We start from the raw sequence: 19,830 nt of genomic DNA, 5'->3' as shown, positions 1-19,830 counted from the left end.
TCAATTCAGATAAAGCTCCGGCACAAGTGTGACAGTTAAGCGTGAAGTTTTGATAAATACCTGAGCAGTGGCATAATCGCATGATTAACCTGATCTGCTGGCTAGCAAATTCACCAACATCACCGAAACTAAGAACTCGCAAAACCCGTCTCAACAAGGGATATGATCAGACCCTCTCACAAATTTAATGATCCTACGCTCGATAATGTTGTCATTTTTACCGATTTTGACTTTGGCGCAAGCAACTCCGATTCTGCCTCCTCAAGAAATTATCAAGCCTCAAGAAGTGCGATCGCTCCCAGGTCAACTTGATTCAGTTTTGGTCTTTAATAGCAACAGTCCCGAAGTGGTGCAGACAGAAGGGATTCTGCTTTCAACCTTTCCCCCAACGGGCAAGCGAGTGCCTGCTGCTCATCTCAATCAAGCCTTTGAAGGACGCTTTGATCTCTTTGCCCATCACATTGCTAAAGCTTTAACCCCACAAGATTTAAGAACGCTCTATCTGGGTGTGATCGTCCACAATCCTGGTCAAACGGCGGTCACTTTAGACATTTTGAACGCCGCTAGTTATGTCAGCCAGCCCGATGCTCCCTTTGTGGATCTGCCCTCTTATCTCGATAACGCTACGGGAAAGGTGTTTGCTGGGCCGGGCGGTCGGGCAGTTGGCGAAGTGTTGAGAGGGCAGCGTCAATCGCTCTTTCCGCCTCAGATTGTGATTCCGCCTGGCGAAAGCCGATTGTTGATGAATCTCCCGATTCCAGTGAAGACTTTAACGCCGCCGCTGAATGGTCGATCGACGCTGATGCGCCTTCACAGCACTGGCAAAGTCTACGTTGCCAGCTTAGGAATGTTTGCTAAACCAAACCCAGATGGCAGCGAACGGGAGCCTACGCTAGAAGAATGGCAAACTTTGCTGGATCAAGGCGACTTAGCGCAACCTCGCGACAAAGCGGCTACGCCCATCACTCAATCTAATGAAGCGTTTGCCTATGGGCGAGTTGCCGGAGTCGCGCAGGGTTCTCAGTGGTCAGGACGATTGGTCGATGTGGGCAACGATCGCCTCGCCATTCCTCAACCGGGTCAAGCATTTTCTTATGGGCTAAGTTTGCTTTATCGGGGCACGATGGGCACGGGACAAAATCAAAACGCTAAACTACTCAAGCGTTACCCCGACACGGCTTATGAAGCTCACGGAAACTACGGGATCGAATATAACTTGTCGATGCCGTTGCGAAATTTTACCAACCAAAATCAGGTAGTGACGATCGCCCTAGAAAACCCACTGAAGCGAGAAGACACAAAACAAGGACTGCGATTTTTTGAGCCACCTGCTCGTCAAGTCTTCTTTAGAGGAACGGTCAGAATTCGCTATAACGATGATGCCGGGTTGCCGCAAACGCGATTTGTACATCTGGTGCTGCGTCGCGGTCAGCAAGGCGAACCCTTAATCACCCTGACGATGAAACCCGGAGAGCAACGACTTGTAGCGGTTGATTTGATCTATCCGCCCGACTCTACGCCACCCCAGGTTTTAACGGTCAGAACGCTCGATCAAGCGCGTTGAAATCCTTTCGTGCCTTTCTTTTCGCTCTTTTTGGGTTGCGATTTGGTCACCTCTGCCAGGGCTTCTTGAAAGAGATCGTGCAGGTGAATGGGCACACTCGCGATTTCAGGAAGTTCTGGCTCTAACGGTTTATGGTGCGATCGCAGCAGTGAGTCAAGATCAGCTTTCAAATCAAACTCAGGACGCTGCAAAAATCCTTGCAAAACTTTTTCTAGCTGAACGGGATATTGCTGGGCTAAACGATGCCAAACAAAGGCGTTAATTTCTGGCGCTTCTAGATAGTTACGAATCAGCTTGTCTGCGCCTTTAACGTTTTGCCAGTCATCGGTTTGCAGCAGATTGATGAATTGAGTGTGGGTGGTCAAAAACATCTGCCCCCAACGCGGGTGCGCTAACACTGTCACCTGTTCTGCTTTTTTAAGGTCAGATGGAATATCGATTTGAGGGGCTGCCATTTTGACAGCATCTTTGTTTTCTAGCATTTTCGTTGCTGTTTGAGCATCCATCCCCATTGCTTCGGCAACGTCTCCCAATTCTTCGTCGCTCATTCCTGCGTCTTGCGCCATCTCTGATAGGGATTTAGACCCGTCGATTCCGGCTTCATCTAGACGGCGCTGGGTTAAAAACTCTTGAAATTCGGGAATTTTTTTGCTGAGTTGATAGCCCGGAAGAGTCATTTCATCGCTGCCGAAAAAGTCTAGAAAGTCTTGATGATAGCGATCGACCGATTTCCAGGCTTCCTCTAACAACTCTGGTGCGTCGCCATACAAATCTGATTTGTGGTTCTGTTTAAAGTTTCCGATCGCGACCGCTAATTTTGGCTTGCCTAAGTTACCCATTTGGATGTGAGGACTGAAGAATGTCCAGTAATCATCAACGGGTGCAATTCGCGTTAGCAAAATTTCTCCCACTTTTAGCCGCGCCATTTCTTCTAGCGTTGCTGAATTGTTAGGCTTAACGATGTAGGTTTTGGTCGTCAGCCAATTCATCAACTCAAATCCGTCAGGCAAAATTTGTTGAATCGCAAACAGTCCTGTGAAAGCGCGTTTCCAATCTGAAAGGAGTTGTCGATCGTGCTCAGATAACCCCGATTCGCTCTCAATAAATAAATCCAGCGGCGTTTTATCGCCCACCTGTCCGGCACTCAGAAAAGCATCGACTGCTAGATCCTGCTGTTTGCGGTCTTTTTGCTGAGATCGCGCTAGTTGTTCGGCGGTGTAGGTTTCTAGAGCCGTCGCCAAGTCTCCCTCAGCGTCTAAGACAAAATCTGTCAATGCCTGCTTTAACTCGTTTGCCCGCTCTAAAATTGAGTCCACGCTTTGTCTCCGATCGCTTTGGTCAAGATACGCTTTCACTGTAGCGGTAGATCGGCATTCTGAGACAGATTTTTGGCAATCCAGCGCAACGAATCTAAAGAATTTCTCGCAACCGTTGCAGAGCCGATTTAATCTGTGACAATTCTTGCGGATCAAGTTGATCAAATCGCTCTTTTAAATAAGCAATGTGTGCAGGAAACACGTCTTCAAACACCTGCTCACCTTCTGACGTTAAGACGATCAAAAAGCATCGACGATTTTTAGGCGGCACTTCACGTCGGACTAAGCCTTTTTGCTCTAAGCGATCGACAATCCCCGTTAAGGTGCCTTTAGTAACCAGCGTTTTTTCTGCCAGTTGATTCATAAACATTCCCGATGTGTTGCCGAGCGTCGCAATCACGTCAAATTGCGGCGGTGTCAGTCCCAATTCGCGAATGTGGGCTTCATCGTATGCACAAAATGCCTGATAAGTCTGAGCTAACTCCCGCAGCATTGGCATGAATGGCTCTTGGGCGGCACTTTTTGCATTGAGTTGAGGCGTTGTGTCTTGAAATTGGTTGGCTTTTATCGGCTTCACAGGGTCGGCTATTAAGAATATTAATAATTTTAGTATTGCATATCAAACAGTATCAATACAAACAGTTTATTTAATCGCTTTTAAGGAATCGACTGTATATGTCCTTTTGTGGAGACGATCGCGCAAAGCTCTGAGTCGGGAAATTCTGGTTCTAACTTGGCAGACTCGTTTTTTACATCTACGTGTTTGAGGCGGAAATTTCCTGATGTTTTTTCATTGAACAATACCCAAAGCGGATATTCCCAATCATCCTCGCCAGAAATCAGCCCGATCGTGTGGCAGTGATCTCGATCGATCACAGTGTCCACAATTTTGCGATCAGTAATCTCTAAATATTTAAGAGAGCCACCGAAATAAATTTGTTGACGTGGTAACCACAAGATTGATTCCGACTGTCCCTGTGCTAAATAAGGTGACCAATTTGGCAAGGGAACTAGAGGGTGCCTAATTGGAGTTAAGGCATATAAAATTGCCACAACTCCAATCAGACTCGTCAGCTTAACAGACAAATTACTTCTTATTTTGAGACAATCCGCTAAATAATAACTAATAATCGGGGTTTGTAATATAAATAGAGGCAGAAGCAATCGATTTCCCCAAGGTTGCCACTTTAATAAATAGCAATACAACAAATAACCAGTCGCGATCGCTCCTGACAAAAGGAGTAATCTCAACTTCTGATCAGCTCGGCGAAAGTACGAACTCCATAGATAAGAGACTGCTACCACTCCCAAAATCAGATGGATTGGATTCGCAACTGAATCTTCCATCGGAAATAGTAAATTCAGAGGCGAAGTCCTTATAGTGCTAAAAGCGACAACGGGATTGCCAAGTGTTAAAGCAGGCTTGTTAACATCAACCTTCAGAAAATACTCATGGATCAATGTGATGAATTGTCTAAGTCCGGGCAGCGTTAAATTAAGCGATAGATTTTTCAGAAAGATTGAGATTAGCTCAGGCAGACTATTAACTTCACTTCTAGTTCCCATGTCGGTGCCAAGAAATTGATTCAGAGTTTGAGCATTTCTTAACCAGCTCCAAATTGGAAAAGTTAAGCTGCCAAGTCCTACGATCGAGCAAACTTTAACCGTATTCAAACAAGATTTGATTACGCTGGAATTTTGTATAAAACTCCTTCTAAAGGTAAGAAACCCAAACACTACAAATAAAGGAATTCCAAAAATAATTGCGGTTGGTTTTGTCACTAAAGCCAAACCAAGTGAGCCGATCATCCAAAAAAGATTAGATTTAAAATCTGGTGACGCAAACAAAAAGTAGGTAAAGCAAACCAGCCAAAAACTCGTCACTAAATCCGTCTGAGTCGTTGTCGATTGAGCGATCGCCATTGGAATGCTGGCACAAAGGACTAAACTAATCCACTGTGCTTGCTCACCAACCAGCTTTTTGGTAAGCAGCGAAATACCAAAAATGCTGCCAACAAATGATAGCCACTGAACACAATTTGCAAAGCGATCGCCACCCGCAAGAATTTGTAGATGTGTGACGATATAGGCTGCACCCGGAGGAAAAGAAATTTGACGTAAACTATGAGTTGGATAATGGGCAACCGTTCGATTTTGAATCCAATGCATTACGCGCGGCATGTGATAAGTCATCGAGTCCCAATTATTTGGAGGCGCGATTAAAGCCGTTATTAAACTAATTAACAGCACTGCGATTGTTACAGCAATCGAGATTTGACTCGCCCGATCAAGGGTTTCAAAATTAGACTTAAGCTTAAAAGTTCTATTAGCGGGTAATTTGCGATAACAGTTCCACAGAACTGAAAAATTCACTAGAGAAGTGATCAGCCAGAACGAAGCAACATGAGTAAAATCAAGCGATCGGGTCAGGCTCAAAAGCTCTGTTGAGAAAATAATCAAACAGCCGTGAATAATACACGCTTTGATAAAAGCCAGCCTAAACTGATTCTCTCTGAGGTAGAGAATTGCGATCGCGAATAGAAATGAAGCAAAAATTAGAACGATCGCCATAGGTCAGAAGGCTAACTTTGAGTCACCGTCACGTATCAGTTTCGACCAGAATAACCCTTAAAAAACGTCAGTTCGACGAGTTTTTTCGCTTCGTTGTCATCGGCTTCTGCCCCCTAAATCCCCCAATTTGGGGGACTTCAAGTCAAAATTTCCGGTTCAAAGTCCCCCAATTTTGGGGGATTTAGGGGGCTTCCCGAATTCACAACCGGAGCGAACCACTTCTGTCGAACTGACGTTAAAAAAAGGCTCCTTTTAAGGAGCCATTTCAGATCACTCAAAGATCACAGTCATTGATTAGCCAAGCACTTTCTTGGCTTCAGCGACGACGTTATCAACCGTGAAGCCAAACTTCTCCATGGCAATGTTGCCAGGTGCCGAGACCCCAAAACGATCGATGCTGACGATCGCACCTTCGCTGCCCGAATATTTGTGCCAGCCAAAGCTAGAAGCCGCTTCAACCACCAACCGCTTTTGATCTGCTTTGGGCAATACGGCATTTTTGTAATGCTCGTCTTGCTCTTCAAACAGTTCCCAGCACGGCATTGAGACGACGCGAACTTTACGACCGTCTGCCCGCAGCTTCTCGGCAGCTTGGACGCAAAGGCTGACTTCGCTGCCCGTGCCGATCAAAATGATTTCGGGCAAGTCATCGCTACCAGACAGAATGTAAGCCCCACGAGCCACGCCTTCAAACGAGCTTCCTTCGAGGTTAGGCAGCGCTTGACGAGTCATTGCCAACAGCGAAGGCTGATTGCGACGCTCGATCGCAATCTTGTAAGCGCCAGAAGTCTCGTTCCCATCTGCCGGACGGAAGACCAACAGGTTAGGAATGGCACGGAGAGACGCGATCGTTTCCACAGGTTGGTGAGTCGGGCCGTCTTCGCCAAGCGCGATCGAGTCGTGGGTCATGACGTAAATCACGCCTGCTTGCGACAATGCCGAGAGACGAATCGCCGCCCGCATATAGTCTGCAAATACTAAAAAGGTCGCGCAGTAGGGAATCAAACCCGAACCCGATAGCGCAATGCCGTTACAAATTGCGCCCATCCCGTGTTCACGAACTCCAAAACGCAAGTTGCGCCCTGCATAGCTGCCCTTCTGGAAGTCGGGGAAGCCTTTTAGCAAGGTCAAGTTAGAGTGGGTCAAGTCAGCCGAACCGCCAATCAGTTCAGGAATCGCTTGAGCCAGAGCGTTTAAAGTCTTCTCAGAGGTTTGACGAGTCGCCAGCGCTTTGTCTGCGGGGGTGTAGGTCGGCAGCGCACTCACCCAACCTTCGGGGAGTTTGCCACTCAAACGACGCTCAAACTCAGCCGCTTCTGCGGGATATTTTGACTTGTAGGTGTCTAGCGCTCCGTTCCAATCAGATTCGAGTTTTGCACCGCGATCGATGGCTTTACGCCAGTGATTGAGCGCATCTTCAGGCACTTCAAACGGGGGATAATCCCAACCTAGGTTTTGACGGGTGGCGGCAACTTCCTCGCCACCTAATGCAGCCCCGTGAACGCCTCCCGTATTTTGCTTGTTGGGAGAACCGTAGCCGATCGTGGTTCTAACTTTAATTAGAGAAGGCTTGTCGGTGACGGCTTTTGCTGCCTCGATCGCCGCTTGAATCGCATCTAAATTCGTGTCGCCATCGGGAACCGCCTGAACGTGCCAGCCATAAGCCTCAAAGCGCATTCCAACATCTTCGGTGAATGAAACCGCAGTATCACCATCAATTGAAATGTGGTTGTCGTCATAAAGGGCGATCAGTTTGCCCAACCCTAAGTGACCCGCTAGTGAACAGGCTTCACCCGAAACGCCTTCCATGTTGCAGCCGTCACCCAAAATTACATAAGTGTGGTGATCGACGATCGTCGCATCCGGTTTGTTAAAAGTCGCCGCCATGTGCGCTTCTGCCATCGCCAAGCCGACCCCGTTACAAATCCCCTGACCGAGGGGTCCTGTGGTCACTTCAACCCCGGCTGTTTCAAAGTTTTCGGGGTGCCCCGGAGTCTTTGACCCCCACTGACGAAATTGTTTAATGTCATCTAAACTGACGCTATCGTAGCCTGTCAAATAAAGCAGGGCATATTGAAGCATCGAGCCATGACCCGCCGACAAAACGAACCGATCGCGGTTATACCAGAAAGGATTTTTAGGGTTGAACCGCATGAATTTGTCCCATAGGACAAAAGACATCGGAGCCGCACCCATTGGCAAGCCAGGGTGTCCTGATTTTGCTTTTTCAACCCCATCGATCGCCAAAAAGCGAATCGCATTAATACAAAGTTCTTCGAGTGATTGGGCTGCAACGACCATGATCTTGTGTGTGTAATGAAGGACGGTTTATGGCTGGGCAGGAATGACAGGCAGAAAAAGTTCAGGTGGCACCGTTTCCTGACAGGGGATCACCTACTCTCTATTATGAACGAGGGTAAGCAATTGTACCTATCAGTAAAAGTTATTAGAAGCTGCCGACTTCTAACAACTTCTTAATAATTTCAGACAAGCGGGCATAACACAAGCATTACTTAACGTATTTTCTAAACGCTAACGTCACATTGTGGCCACCAAACCCGAAGGAGTTAGATAACGCTACCTCTACAGGCATTTCGCGGCTATGGTGGGGCACATAATCTAAGTCGCAGTCGGGGTCGGGGTTTTCTAAGTTGATGGTGGGCGGAACTTTGTCGTGAGCGATCGACATCACCGCCGCAACACCCTCAATGCCACCCGATCCCCCCAGCAGATGCCCCGTCATCGATTTGGTCGAACTCACCGCAATCTTGTAAGCGTGTTCACCTAGCGCCTTTTTCATGGCGGCAGTCTCGGTCGAATCATTCATCGGCGTGCTGGTGCCGTGAGCGTTGATGTAGCTAACCTGTTCAGGAGCCAAGCCTCCATCTTTGAGCGCAAGCTGAATTGCCCTTGCTGCGCCTTCTCCGCCTGGAACGGGAGACGTGATGTGATAGGCATCGCAGGTCATGCCATAGCCGACTATCTCCGCATAGATTTTGGCTCCTCGACTTAGCGCATGTTCCAACTCCTCAAGAATCAAAACTCCGGCACCTTCGCCTAAGACAAAACCATCGCGGCTTTTATCAAAGGGTCGGCTGGCGTGAGCTGGATCATCATTGCGGCTAGACATCGCCTTACACGCGACGAACCCGGCCACTGATAGGGACGTGACGGCTGCTTCGGTGCCGCCGCAGATCATTGCTTGGGCATAGCCGCGCTGCACTAGACGAAAGGCATCTCCGATCGCATTTGACCCGGCTGCACAGGCCGTCACCGCACACGAGTTAGGGCCTTTTGCCCCAGTGTGAATGGCGGTCAGCCCTGCCGCCATATTGGCGATCATCATCGGAATCATGAAGGGGCTACAGCGATCGGGCCCCTTAATGAGGTTAATTTCCTGCTGATCTTCCAGCACTTTCAGCCCACCAATGCCCGTGCCGATCATTACGCCCACCTGTTCTGCATTCAGGTCATTGATAACAAACTGAGCATCTGCAAGCGCCTGCTTACTAGCTGCCACAGCAAGTTGAGCGAACCGATCCATGCGTTTGGCTTCTTTGCGCTCCATATACTCGTGAGGGTCAAAGCCTTTGACCTCGCCTGCAATTCGGCAACCGTGGCGAGAAGCGTCAAACAGCGTAATCGGTGCGATGCCATTTTGCCCTCTCATTAGCCCATCCCAATAGTCAGTTGGGGTGTTGCCGATGGGAGTTATTGCGCCCAGACCTGTGATAACAACGCGCTTACTTACAAGATTTGTCATGATGTCGATTCAAAGGGTTTCAACACCCAAAATTAGAAAAGATTTGAACTCCGAATGTTGACAGTTGAGGGAGAGGGGCAGTTCATCACTCAACCGTTAACACTCAAATTTCTGTTAAGCGGAGGCGGTGACTTTATTGTTGATGTAGTCTACAGCCGATTGCACCGTCAAAATTTCTTCTGCGGCTTCGTCAGGAATTTCGATCTCAAACTCCTCTTCTAGCGCCATCACCAACTCGACCGTATCTAGCGAGTCTGCACCCAGATCATTTTGAAAACTGGCTTGAGGAACCACTGCACTGGTTTCTACACCCAATTGATCGGCGACGATTTTTTGAACTTTCTCGAAAATCTCATTTGCGCTCATAGTCTTCCTCACTCGTTGCTGCCGCAACCGTTTTCACTAAGTTCTAATGTGGTTCTCCCTCCGTCATGTCAGCCATTGAGACGTGTCACACGTGCTTTAGGGACGACATAATTTTGAGCATTTTCACATCTTATCTGAAAGCGCGATCCTTAAGATCTTTGCAAAGCGAATCGTCAGTCAGTTTCCGATCGGGTTCTCTATAAAACCCGCAAATCTTCGGCTCGATCTTGAACGGTGAAAAAATTCTCCCAGCCCTGAAGATCAGCGATGATAGATTTGAATGACAAGTTTTGAGCGACTTAGTTTTTGCTTTAAGACCTGTACTGTTTCTTTTTGATCTTAAACTATGCGATCGTCTACGCTCAAATACGCCTATTTTCCCGGTTGTGTTGCTCAAGGAGCTTGCCGGGAGCTTGACCAATCGACAAAAGCCTTGACTCGAACTTTGGGAATCGAGCTAGTTGAGCTTAAAAAAGCTTCTTGCTGCGGGTCTGGCACCTTTAAAGAAGATTCTCAACTGCTCGAAGACACCGTAAACGCCCGCAATATTGCCTTAGCCGAGCAATTAAATCTGCCTTTGCTGACCCATTGCAGCACCTGTCAGGGAGTCATCGGTCACGTTGATGAGCGGTTAAAAGACGCTCAAGCCAATGATCCTGCTTATCTCGAACAAGTGAATGGATTTCTCACAAAAGAGGGCTGTTCACCCTACAAAGGTTCGACCGACGTTAAGCATCTGCTGTGGGCGCTTGTGGCAGATTATGGGCTGGAAGCGATCGCCGAGCAAGTGACTCGCAAACTTTCTAACTTAAACTGTGCTGCATTCTACGGCTGCTATTTATTGCGCGGACAAGACCACATTCGCTATGACGATCCGTTCAAACCAGAGTCGATGGAGAATGTTTTCCGAACTGTGGGCGCAACCCCAATTTATTATCGCGGTCGGACTCAGTGCTGCGGATGGCCGCTTTCCAGTTATGCCCCTGAACAATCCTTTAAAATGGCAGGAATGCATATTCAAGAAGCGATCGCTGCCGGGGCAGATTGCATGGTCACACCGTGTCCGCTTTGCCATTTGAATCTCGACTCTCGACAGCCCGAAGTTGAAAAGGTGATTGGTCAAAAACTTGGATTACCTGTGCTGCATTTGCCTCAACTCGTGGCCTTGGCGCTCGGTGTCAGTCCGAATGAGTTGGGCCTCGATCGTCATATCGTTTCAACGCGTCCTGTTTTAGAAAAATTGGGACTTTAAAAATGCGTCAAAAGACTTGAGATCCGATCGAATTAAATCACTACACAAGACAGTCGATGCCGAGCGTCTTCATCAACCCTAAAACTGATTTTGCCTTCAAGAAAATCTTTGGCTCCAAGCAAAGCAAAGACATCTTGATCAGTTTTCTCAACGCCCTTGTTTACGACGAGCAAGACATGATTCGAGATCTCATTATTCTCGATCCCTATCAAGCTCCTCGAATTAAGGGAATCAAGGATTCATATTTGGATGTTAAAGCAACGCTCTTTGACGGCACAACCGTGATCATTGAGATGCAGGTCTTGAATGTGTTGGGGTTTGAGAAAAGAATCTTATACAACGCTGCCAAAGCTTTCTCGATTCAGTTAGGGGTTGGAGAAGATTACACACTGCTCAACCCAGTCATCGCTCTGACGATTACGGACTTTGAGATGTTTCCGGGCAACGATCGTGTCCTATCTCGCTATCGACTCAAAGAAAAAGACGACCTGACAGACTACAGCGATGATATTGAATTGGTGTTTGTCGAGCTACCAAAGTTTAACAAGACGCTAGATGATCTCGAAACTCTGGTAGACAAATGGCTATATTTCTTGAAGTCTGCGAACCAGTTAGAATCGGTGCCAGCCAAAATGAGAGAAGTGGCAGCGATCGACCATGCCTTCACGGTGGCAAAGCAGAGCAGATTGAGCCGTAAGGAGTTAGAAGTGCTGGAGAATCGACAAATGGTTTTGCATGACAACCGCAATGCCATCCTCAAAGCCAAACAGGACGGGCGACAAGAAGGACGACAAGAAGGGCGACAAGAAGAGCGTCTGGAAATTGCCCGATCGCTCCTTGATCTTCTAGATACAGAAACGATCGCCCAGAAAACAGGACTGACGATCGCTCAAGTTCAGCAACTCAGGTGATCTAGAGTTCAGACCGAGCAAATCTTTCTCCCGTATCACTGATGACTATCCACAAATCCCGCAAAAAAGCTGTCATTCTCTATTTGGTGAGTTCAAGCATTGTTTTTGTAGCGATCGTAGGCGGGCTGAGAATTGTACTTCTTTCAATGCAAGGTATACCGTTCACCACGATAGAAGAAGATATACGAATCTACAAAGATCCCAATAACGCTTTAGCTCACTTTAACCGAGGTTGGATTCGATCGCAGTCAGGCGATCGTGAGGGCGCGATCGCAGATTTCACAGAAGCGATAAAAATCGTTTCGAGTGGAAAAGATAAAAACTCTTCTTTGTCGTTGGTAGGTTTGTACGACGATCGAGGGCAAGTATACAACCACCTCGGAGGTTCAGCAGAAGATCGAAATCCTGCTGAAGCGCAGAAAAACTACAGACTGGCGATTAGTGATTACCAGAAATCAGCAGAACTCTGCAAGCTTGAAAGTGACAAGCCAATATGTTCAATGATTGTGGATAATATTGAGTGGGTAAAAAAATCACTCTCAGAGGTCAGCTCTAAAAACTAGCGTGACCCTCCAGATTACGGAGTTTAAAGTTTTGCAACTGCTTAAAAGAGTGCGGCTACGCTGTGAAGTACACTAAGCAATGATTCTGAGGTTTGGCGGTGTTTTGCACCGTTCGATCGCAGAATTGCAGACGTTGCCACAGCAACAAGCACGAATCTGGAGCCATTCATAAATATGTCTCATACAGTCAAAATCTACGACACCTGCATTGGGTGTACTCAATGCGTCCGCGCTTGCCCTACCGATGTTCTGGAGATGGTTCCTTGGGACGGGTGTAGAGCAGGGCAGATCGCATCTTCTCCCAGAACGGAAGATTGTGTAGGCTGCAAGCGGTGCGAAACTGCTTGTCCTACCGACTTTTTGAGCATCCGGGTCTACCTGGGTGCCGAAACGACGCGCAGTATGGGCTTGGCTTACTAAGCAAAACTTATACGCAATCTATTTTTCATTCATGTGGGTTCAAAACTAGAGGGGGCAATCTTGCCTCCTTTTTTTTGGCAATATTGGACGAGTCGGCGAACCGATCGTCACCTCTCAATTTAACGGCAGTTCAATAAGTTCGATAGGCATGGTTTGCTCCGATTGTGGATTCGGAAAGCCCCCTAAATCCCCCATTCTGGGGGACTTTGAACTGGAAGGCTTGGCTTGAAGTCCCCCAATTTGGGGGATTTAGGGGGCAGAAGCCGCTCAGAACGAAGCGAAAAGCTTCATCGAATTCACGTCAATTTAGGGCTTTCAGACAACATCTCGATCGTCGGCTATAAAAGAGTCAGCGTAGAGAATTTTTGACCCATGCCTGAACCTATCACTGCTGTGACGATCGCTGCCCTCGCGTTTAACGAATTCATTAAATCTGGTGCGGGAGAAATCGCTAAAAAGTCGATCGGCGGCGGAATGGAGGGTGTGAAGAAGCTCCGAGATTTTATCAAGTCGAAGTTTGCGGGAAATCAACGGGCGGAAGTAGCGATCGCTGAAATCGAGCAGCAAGGAACTGAAGAATCGCTGACAAAGTTCACCAAATATCTTGACCTCGAAATGGATGAGGATCAAGCCTTTGCGACTGAGATCCGTCAGATTGCTCAACAAATTAACAACAATCAAACAGTTGATAATCGGGAATACATCAACTACGGTCGGGATCAAATTAATATCGACAAGATCGACGGTGACAATACCCGAATTGGTGGATCGTAGATGTCACGAGAATACAAAAATGATGGACGTGATCAAATTCCGATCGAGCATCTCACAGGAAATGTTTACATCGGAGATCAACGATCGAGAAAACGTCCCGATCGCGAAGTGAAATGGCTGAAAGCTTTTGAAAAAGAAATTTTAGGACGATTAGCGACTTCGCTGCACAATCAAATCTTGATCAACCTGGGCAAGGAGATCGATCTTGATCAAGTGCGGCGGCTTTGGGATATGGAGGTCAAAAGCGGACAGATCACAGAAGCGATCGCGCCAGACACCGAAATTTTGAGCGTCTTCGATCGCGCCGACATTCAAGGCAAGCTGTTGATTTTGGGAAAACCTGGTGCGGGTAAAACAACGACGCTTTTAGAACTGGCGCAATCACTGGTCAAAAAAGCATTGGATGATCCCAGCGCCCCGATGCCGATTTTGCTCAATTTGTCGTCTTGGAAAGATCCGCGCCTAAGTTTGAAAGATTGGACGATCGTAGAACTCACCACAAAAGGCATCGGCTCCAAAATTAGCGCCAAGTGGCTGGAGGATCAGAAGCTTTTACCGTTATTGGATGGATTGGATGAAGTGCGATCGGATCTTCAGCCTGCCTGTGTGAGGGCGATCAATCAGTTTTTGACAGGGGAGGGCAAGCCGGAAGCGATCGTCGTGTGCAGTCGGCGCGAGGAATATGAACTCTATCCTCAAAAGCTAGACCTCAATGGCGCAATTTATCTGCAAGAGTTGTCTGACGCGCAGATTGAGCAATATTTGAGTGAGGTGAATCGACTCAACTTGTGGCAGGTGTTGGGCGCAGATGCAGAGTTGCGATCGCTGGTGCGTCAACCATTGCTGTTAAGCATTACTCTGGTCGCTTACCGAGAAGAGCTTGCAGAGCGCTGGCAGGCGTTGCGGTCTACTCAAGAACGGCTTGATTTTTTGCTAGATGCCTATGTCGAGAAGATGCTGCACAGATCAATTAACAGTCGAATGTACAACATCGAGAAAGAGCCTCCTGCAAAGCAAACTCGTCGATGGTTAGTGAACTTAGCGAGACAGTTACAAAGTGAGTCAGAAAGCGAGTTTTTGATTGAAAGAATGCAACCCGCTTGGTTGATAAAGAATCGCCAGCAGTGTTTCTATCGACTGGTATTTAGTCTAATTTCTGGGCTAATCAGTGCAATAGTTTTTGGACTCATCGGTGCAATAGTTTTTGGATCTATGAGCAGAGCCAGTCTGCTGGATTTACTAGTAATTGGCTTAATTCTTGGCTCAGTTAGTGGACTGATTTCTGGATTAAAAAATATAAATACTGTCGAAAAGCTACAAATTTGTTTCACACAAGCGGCAATAAAGAGAGCTACTAGGAATATATCGTCTTATCTAATTGATGGAATGAGAATTGGTTTAATTTTTGGATTGTCTTTTGGGCTAATTTCTATGTTGAGTGCCGTATTGAGTGGTGCGCTAAGTGGTCCACTGCTTAAGGTGCTATTCTTTGCCTTGATTGTTGTGCTGATTGCTGGCTTATCTTTCGGGATGATTGCAGCTTTAGTTGAAATGTTAATTAGAGTGTTGATTGACAGCCTACAAGTAGACGTTGAAAGTCGAATTCGTCCAAATCGTCCAAACCAAGGTATTTCGAGGTCAATTAATAACGTAGCTCTATGTGTCGCCCTCGCGGTAGTCATTGCTGCCTTTATCCAAACGTTACTACTGCAAACATACAAATCCAGTATTACTGAATTGAACAATATTGCTTTGCTATTGCAAATTTTAGTTTGGTTTAGCTTCCAATGGATTGGCGGACAAGCCTGCATTCAACACTTCTCACTTCGTCTCGTCCTCTTTCGCAGCCACGCCATCCCCTGGAACTTTGCCCGCTTTCTCAACTACGCCACAGAACGAATGTTTCTCCAGCGAGTCGGTGGGCGCTATCGCTTCGTTCACAAACTGTTGCAAGAACACCTGGCAAAGGGATGAGGATTGAAAGCAGTAGAATGGGGTGATGCACGTTGGAGAATTGTCATGATCACAGTAGAGTTTCAAGCAAAAGTTGAAAATGGTGAAATCGTAATCCCCGATGAATACAAACAAGAAATCGTGGGAGCAAACACTGTCAAGATTATTGTAGTCAAGCAATCTACAAAACAAACCTCACGACCCGACTTCATGGATGAACTAGCAAAAAATCCGGTTAAGGTCGATCGCTTTCTCACAAGAGATGAAAGTCACGATCGATGATGACCCAACAACGATGCTTTTTAGACTCAAACATCTGGTTGTATTATCTTCTAGAGAATCAATCATCAACGACTCAAGAAAGCGAAAGAAAGCGCAGCATTGCACAAACTTTGACCGATTCAGAAAATATTATTGTTAGCACACAAGTTATTAACGAAGTTTGCGCCAATGCTCTAAAGAAAGCCGCTTTTACTGAAGCACAAATTAAGCTGCTCATTCAAACCTTTGAGGCTCGTTGTGCGGTTGTTGCTCCAAATATTGAAATTCTAATCAAAGCCTCTGACTTACGATCGCGCTATCACTTTTCTTTTTGGGATGGCTTGATTATTGCCAGTGCTTTATTCACTGATGCCGAGGTTTTCTATTCAGAGGATATGCAAGATGGTTTGCTTGTGGAACAGCGACTCACACTCATCAACCCATTCAAGTAGAACTTCATTTTCTGGAACTATGCCCGCTTTCTCAACTACGCAACAGAACGAACGTTCCTCCAGCAGGTCAGCGGGCGCGATCGCTTCATTCACAAGCTCTTGCAAGAACACAGGGCAAAGAGATGAAGGCTGGTAATAGCTAGACGAAGTAAACTAAATTTAGTCCACATAACACTCGTCTCATGCAAGTGAAAGATTTGACTACTGAGGAACTCAAGGCTTTAATTCGAGAGACTGTCATAGAAACTTTAGGAGAGTTGCTTGGCGATCCCGATGAGGGTAAAGAAATTCGACCCGAAATCAAACAACAACTGTTTGAATCCCGCAAGCGTCGAGCCGCAGGAGAACGAGGAATTCCGGCTGAAGAAGTAGCGAAACGATTTGGTCTCACCTTTTCATGAGCTACCTTGTTGAATTTGAGCCTGAAGCCATTTCCGATCTCGGTGCTTTGGATCAAACGATCCGAGAACGCATTATCAGTAAAATCGACTGGCTGGCTAAAAACTTTGACCAACTCAAACCGCAATCATTGACCGGAGACCTGTCAGACTTTTTCAAGCTCAGGGTCGGTGACTATCGTGTGCTTTACGATTTCAGTCGAGAAGACAAGGTAATTGCTGTTATTCGAGTCAAGCACCGTAGAGAAGTCTACCTGTAAGTCTGTAGGTAAATGAGGTCGTTCTGTAAAACAATCTATAAAACATTCATCAAGGAGTGGGCTATGTGTGGAATTGTCGGCTACATCGGAACGCAAGCCGCTAGCGGGATCTTGCTCGAAGGGCTTCGCAAACTCGAATATCGAGGCTATGACTCAGCCGGAATCGCCACCGTTTTAGAAGGTGAAATTCACTGTGTCCGCGCCAAGGGCAAATTGATCAACCTCGAAGAAAAACTCGCTGGCGAAGACAATCCCGCTCGCATTGGCATCGCTCACACTCGCTGGGCAACCCACGGCAAACCCGAAGAATATAACGCCCATCCTCACATGGATACTGACCAGCGAATTGCAGTCATCCAAAACGGCATTATCGAAAACTACCGAGAACTGCGCGAAGCGTTAAAAAGTCGCGGCTGTGAGTTTCGATCAGACACCGATACCGAAGTCATTCCCCACTTAATTGCAGAGCAACTAGCAACGCTTGAAGATTCGTCGCTGCTCGAAGCGGTTCGCTTGGTGGTCAATCAACTCCATGGAGCTTTTGCGATCGCCGTTATCTCTGCCGATTATCCCGACGAACTAATCGTGGCGCGTCAACAAGCCCCCGTCGTTTTGGGATTTGGGCAAGGCGAATTCTACTGTGCGTCTGATACTCCCGCGCTAGTCCCTTACACCCGTGCCGTTTTGCCGCTTGAGAATGGTGAAATTGCCCGCATGACTCCTTTGGGCGTTGAGATTTACAGCTTTGATGGACATCGACTCAAAAAGACTCCGCGCACGTTGAATTGGAACCCCGTCATGGTAGAGAAACAGGGCTTCAAACACTTCATGCTCAAAGAAATCTACGAGCAGCCTGGAGTCGTTCGCGCTTGTTTAGAAGCCTATTTTGATGGTGAATGGGCGGCGACAGATGCAAATAAATCACCGATTCATCTCGGTTTAGCGCCCGAATTGCTGGCAGATTTACAGCACATTCAAATCGTGGCGTGCGGGACGAGTTGGCACGCTGGCTTAGTCGGAAAGTATCTTTTAGAGCAATTGGCAGGAGTTCCGACTACGGTGCATTATGCGTCAGAATTTCGCTATGCGCCTGCACCGATTACGCCGAATACCCTGACGATCGGGGTCACTCAATCCGGTGAGACAGCCGACACATTAGCCGCCTTGGAGATGGAGAAAAAGCGGCGATCGAGCTTCACTCAACCAGAATTGCAGTCCCGTCTGCTCGGCATCACCAACCGCCCCGAAAGCTCTTTAGGTGATTTGGTTCCCAACATCATCGACACCCACGCAGGCATTGAGATCGGCGTAGCGGCTACCAAAACGTTTGTCGCTCAGGTGATGGCATTCTATGGCCTCGCGTTGGATCTGACCGATCGCCGTCAGGCTAAATCTCCAGAGCAACTCGAAGAAATTTTGGTCGGACTGCGGCAGCTCCCGGCTCAGATGGAAGTGGTGCTAGAAAGTCAGGAGCGCTATATCGAAGAACTCGCCCATGACTTTGCAGAGACTCAAGACTTTATTTTCTTGGGACGCGGGATTAACTTTCCGATCGCTCTCGAAGGTGCATTGAAACTCAAAGAAATCAGCTACATTCACGCCGAAGGCTATCCTGCTGGTGAAATGAAGCATGGCCCGATCGCGCTTTTAGATGCCAAGGTGCCTGTGGTAGCGATCGCCATGCCCGGAGCGGTTTACGAAAAGGTTCTTTCTAATGCTCAAGAAGCACGGGCGAGAGATGCTCGACTGATCGGCGTGACTCCGATGGATGAGCAAGAAGCGGCAGATACGTTTGATACGCTCATCCCGGTGCCTCATGTCGATGAATTGCTGTCACCGATTTTGACGGTGATTCCGCTTCAGTTGTTGGCATATCACATTGCTGCCCGTCGTGGCTTAGATGTCGATCAGCCTCGCAACCTCGCCAAAAGTGTCACTGTAGAGTAGGTCAACCTATGCAACTGGCATATCTTCCAAGTGAAGTGATAGAGGATCTTTGTCAGGACGATCGTTGGCGGTTAGACATCGATCCTGGACTTGATGCCAAGCATGAGTTCTTTCTATCTTGGCAGCATTTCGTCGCCCTACCAGAAAATGCCTCTCCCTATTATGAAACAACCGAAGCAGATTTGGCGGAGTTTTTAACGTTTGATAGGTTTGAGGTGCTGTTGCCAGTGCCCCGTTCTCATCATCCAAATATTGAGCTTATTCGTCTCATTCCAGGGGTGAATCATCAAACATTAACGCTATTTCTGCATGACTCGTTTCATGAATCCTACTTCAACGACGAATGGTCGGCGCGGTATGGCTTTTTGGCAGTTGCCGATCGCTATCAACAATTCGGCTGTGATTTCTACCTCGCCAGTTACTATCACTTCTCCTATCTCATTGGTGAAGATTATGAAGTTGCCAGAGAAGTGATGCGAAGGAAGCTGAATTTGTAAGCGATGAGAAGAGCGATCGCCCCTCTGTTTAATCGGTTAATCAGTGGGTGCGATCGCTTTGTTATCCGGTAATCCCAATTTGCTAACTGGCGGCAGCGAGTTTTTGACGGGAAGGGCGCTTGCGGTCTGATTTTTTCTTCAAGCCAACGGACTGGGCTTCATTACTGTCGGCACCGAATTGTCCTCGCACAACTTCTTTCATTGCTAGAACTGCGTTGTGGAATTCCCATTCTGCTAAACGGGCAGCGTCGGAGGCGGCACGGTAGAGGGCAAGTTTTTCGGTTTCAGTCTGTTGCTTTGCCAGCATGGTTTGATAGGCTTGGTGCACGGCTTCGGGGGTGGCTTCTTGGCGTTGGGTGCTGTAACCCTGGATAGTGTTTAAGCCGTTGAGGGAGTCGGTATCTTGATTCAGGATTGGGGGAGACAGGCGGCGATTTGTGTTAGCAGGGGTGCGACCTTTATTTGATACCCTTAGAGCGCAATGGAAAAGCCATATTGATTCAGCTTGTTCCAGAATTGATCCCAACGGGTTGAGGTTAAGACTAACGCTCTCAAACTCAGA

General features: G+C 47.4%; 20 protein-coding genes. 13 read left to right on the top strand and 7 right to left on the bottom strand.

Annotated elements, in window-relative coordinates:
- Positions 1-205: 205 nt before the first annotated feature.
- The gene (locus BRW63_RS16195; protein WP_181314489.1) at positions 206-1,564 is read left to right on the top strand and encodes a DUF3370 domain-containing protein; all 1,359 of its coding nucleotides are present in this window, start codon (positions 206-208) and stop codon (positions 1,562-1,564) included.
- On the opposite strand, the gene BRW63_RS16190 is transcribed toward BRW63_RS16195, so the two are convergent.
- The 6 genes from BRW63_RS16190 to acpP form a co-directional block, all read right to left on the bottom strand.
- Positions 1,552-2,880 (bottom strand): hypothetical protein, encoded by a 1,329-nt coding sequence (locus BRW63_RS16190; protein ID WP_073072855.1) that lies wholly within the window; start codon positions 2,878-2,880, stop codon positions 1,552-1,554. The genes BRW63_RS16195 and BRW63_RS16190 overlap by 13 nt on opposite strands.
- 94 nt (positions 2,881-2,974) lie before the next feature.
- The gene (locus BRW63_RS16185) at positions 2,975-3,457 is read right to left on the bottom strand and encodes a MarR family winged helix-turn-helix transcriptional regulator (protein WP_244913278.1); all 483 of its coding nucleotides are present in this window, start codon (positions 3,455-3,457) and stop codon (positions 2,975-2,977) included.
- A gap of 80 nt (positions 3,458-3,537) precedes the next feature.
- Complete coding sequence (locus BRW63_RS16180; protein ID WP_073072774.1) at positions 3,538-5,451, bottom strand: ArnT family glycosyltransferase; 1,914 nt, start codon at positions 5,449-5,451, stop codon at positions 3,538-3,540.
- A gap of 294 nt (positions 5,452-5,745) precedes the next feature.
- A complete protein-coding gene (tkt, locus tag BRW63_RS16175) occupies positions 5,746-7,752 on the bottom strand; it encodes a transketolase (RefSeq protein ID WP_073072772.1) in 2,007 nt (668 codons plus the stop codon).
- Positions 7,753-7,960: 208 nt separating this feature from the next.
- Entirely contained in the window at positions 7,961-9,214 is a 1,254-nt protein-coding gene (fabF, locus tag BRW63_RS16170; protein WP_073072770.1) for a beta-ketoacyl-ACP synthase II, read from the bottom strand.
- Positions 9,215-9,328: 114 nt separating this feature from the next.
- The gene (gene acpP / locus BRW63_RS16165) at positions 9,329-9,580 is read right to left on the bottom strand and encodes an acyl carrier protein (RefSeq protein ID WP_073072769.1); all 252 of its coding nucleotides are present in this window, start codon (positions 9,578-9,580) and stop codon (positions 9,329-9,331) included.
- A 346-nt stretch (positions 9,581-9,926) separates the two neighbouring features.
- On the opposite strand from acpP, the gene BRW63_RS16160 reads away from it, so the two are divergent.
- From BRW63_RS16160 to BRW63_RS16105, 12 genes are all read left to right on the top strand, one after another.
- Positions 9,927-10,832 (top strand): CoB--CoM heterodisulfide reductase iron-sulfur subunit B family protein, encoded by a 906-nt coding sequence (locus BRW63_RS16160; RefSeq protein ID WP_073072767.1) that lies wholly within the window; start codon positions 9,927-9,929, stop codon positions 10,830-10,832.
- 56 nt (positions 10,833-10,888) lie between these two features.
- Positions 10,889-11,743: an Rpn family recombination-promoting nuclease/putative transposase gene (locus BRW63_RS16155; RefSeq protein ID WP_073072765.1), complete on the top strand. Its 855-nt coding sequence runs from the start codon at positions 10,889-10,891 to the stop codon at positions 11,741-11,743.
- Positions 11,744-11,784: 41 nt separating this feature from the next.
- Positions 11,785-12,306, top strand: coding sequence for a tetratricopeptide repeat protein (locus BRW63_RS16150; protein ID WP_073072763.1), 522 nt, complete (start codon positions 11,785-11,787; stop codon positions 12,304-12,306).
- A 174-nt stretch (positions 12,307-12,480) separates the two neighbouring features.
- Complete coding sequence (psaC, locus tag BRW63_RS16145; RefSeq protein WP_009458117.1) at positions 12,481-12,726, top strand: photosystem I iron-sulfur center protein PsaC; 246 nt, start codon at positions 12,481-12,483, stop codon at positions 12,724-12,726.
- A gap of 372 nt (positions 12,727-13,098) precedes the next feature.
- Positions 13,099-13,500 carry a hypothetical protein gene (locus BRW63_RS16140; RefSeq protein WP_073072761.1) on the top strand — a complete coding sequence of 134 codons (402 nt, stop codon included), beginning with the start codon at positions 13,099-13,101 and terminating at the stop codon, positions 13,498-13,500.
- Positions 13,501-15,474 carry an NACHT domain-containing protein gene (locus BRW63_RS16135; RefSeq protein ID WP_073072760.1) on the top strand — a complete coding sequence of 658 codons (1,974 nt, stop codon included), beginning with the start codon at positions 13,501-13,503 and terminating at the stop codon, positions 15,472-15,474.
- A 45-nt stretch (positions 15,475-15,519) separates the two neighbouring features.
- A complete protein-coding gene (locus tag BRW63_RS16130; RefSeq protein ID WP_073072758.1) occupies positions 15,520-15,735 on the top strand; it encodes a hypothetical protein in 216 nt (71 codons plus the stop codon).
- Positions 15,732-16,166: a PIN domain-containing protein gene (locus BRW63_RS16125; RefSeq protein WP_073072756.1), complete on the top strand. Its 435-nt coding sequence runs from the start codon at positions 15,732-15,734 to the stop codon at positions 16,164-16,166. Before BRW63_RS16130 ends, BRW63_RS16125 begins: the two co-directional genes overlap by 4 nt.
- A gap of 182 nt (positions 16,167-16,348) precedes the next feature.
- Entirely contained in the window at positions 16,349-16,567 is a 219-nt protein-coding gene (locus BRW63_RS16120; protein WP_073072754.1) for a hypothetical protein, read from the top strand.
- Positions 16,564-16,824 (top strand): type II toxin-antitoxin system RelE family toxin, encoded by a 261-nt coding sequence (locus tag BRW63_RS16115; RefSeq protein WP_073072752.1) that lies wholly within the window; start codon positions 16,564-16,566, stop codon positions 16,822-16,824. Before BRW63_RS16120 ends, BRW63_RS16115 begins: the two co-directional genes overlap by 4 nt.
- Positions 16,825-16,887: 63 nt before the next feature.
- Positions 16,888-18,771 (top strand): glutamine--fructose-6-phosphate transaminase (isomerizing), encoded by a 1,884-nt coding sequence (gene glmS / locus BRW63_RS16110; RefSeq protein ID WP_073072750.1) that lies wholly within the window; start codon positions 16,888-16,890, stop codon positions 18,769-18,771.
- 8 nt (positions 18,772-18,779) lie between these two features.
- Entirely contained in the window at positions 18,780-19,268 is a 489-nt protein-coding gene (locus tag BRW63_RS16105; protein WP_073072748.1) for a hypothetical protein, read from the top strand.
- 82 nt (positions 19,269-19,350) lie between these two features.
- Here BRW63_RS16105 and BRW63_RS16100 read toward each other — a convergent pair.
- Positions 19,351-19,830: hypothetical protein (locus BRW63_RS16100; protein ID WP_223257401.1), on the bottom strand; the 480-nt coding region annotated here is incomplete at its 5' end.

Origin of the sequence: Phormidesmis priestleyi ULC007 (assembly GCF_001895925.1) — a bacterium.
GTDB classification, from domain to species: Bacteria; Cyanobacteriota; Cyanobacteriia; order Leptolyngbyales; family Leptolyngbyaceae; genus Phormidesmis_A; species Phormidesmis_A priestleyi_A.
The sequence above is the reverse complement of the archived record's forward strand: the minus strand, read 5'-3'. Positions and strand labels throughout refer to the sequence as shown.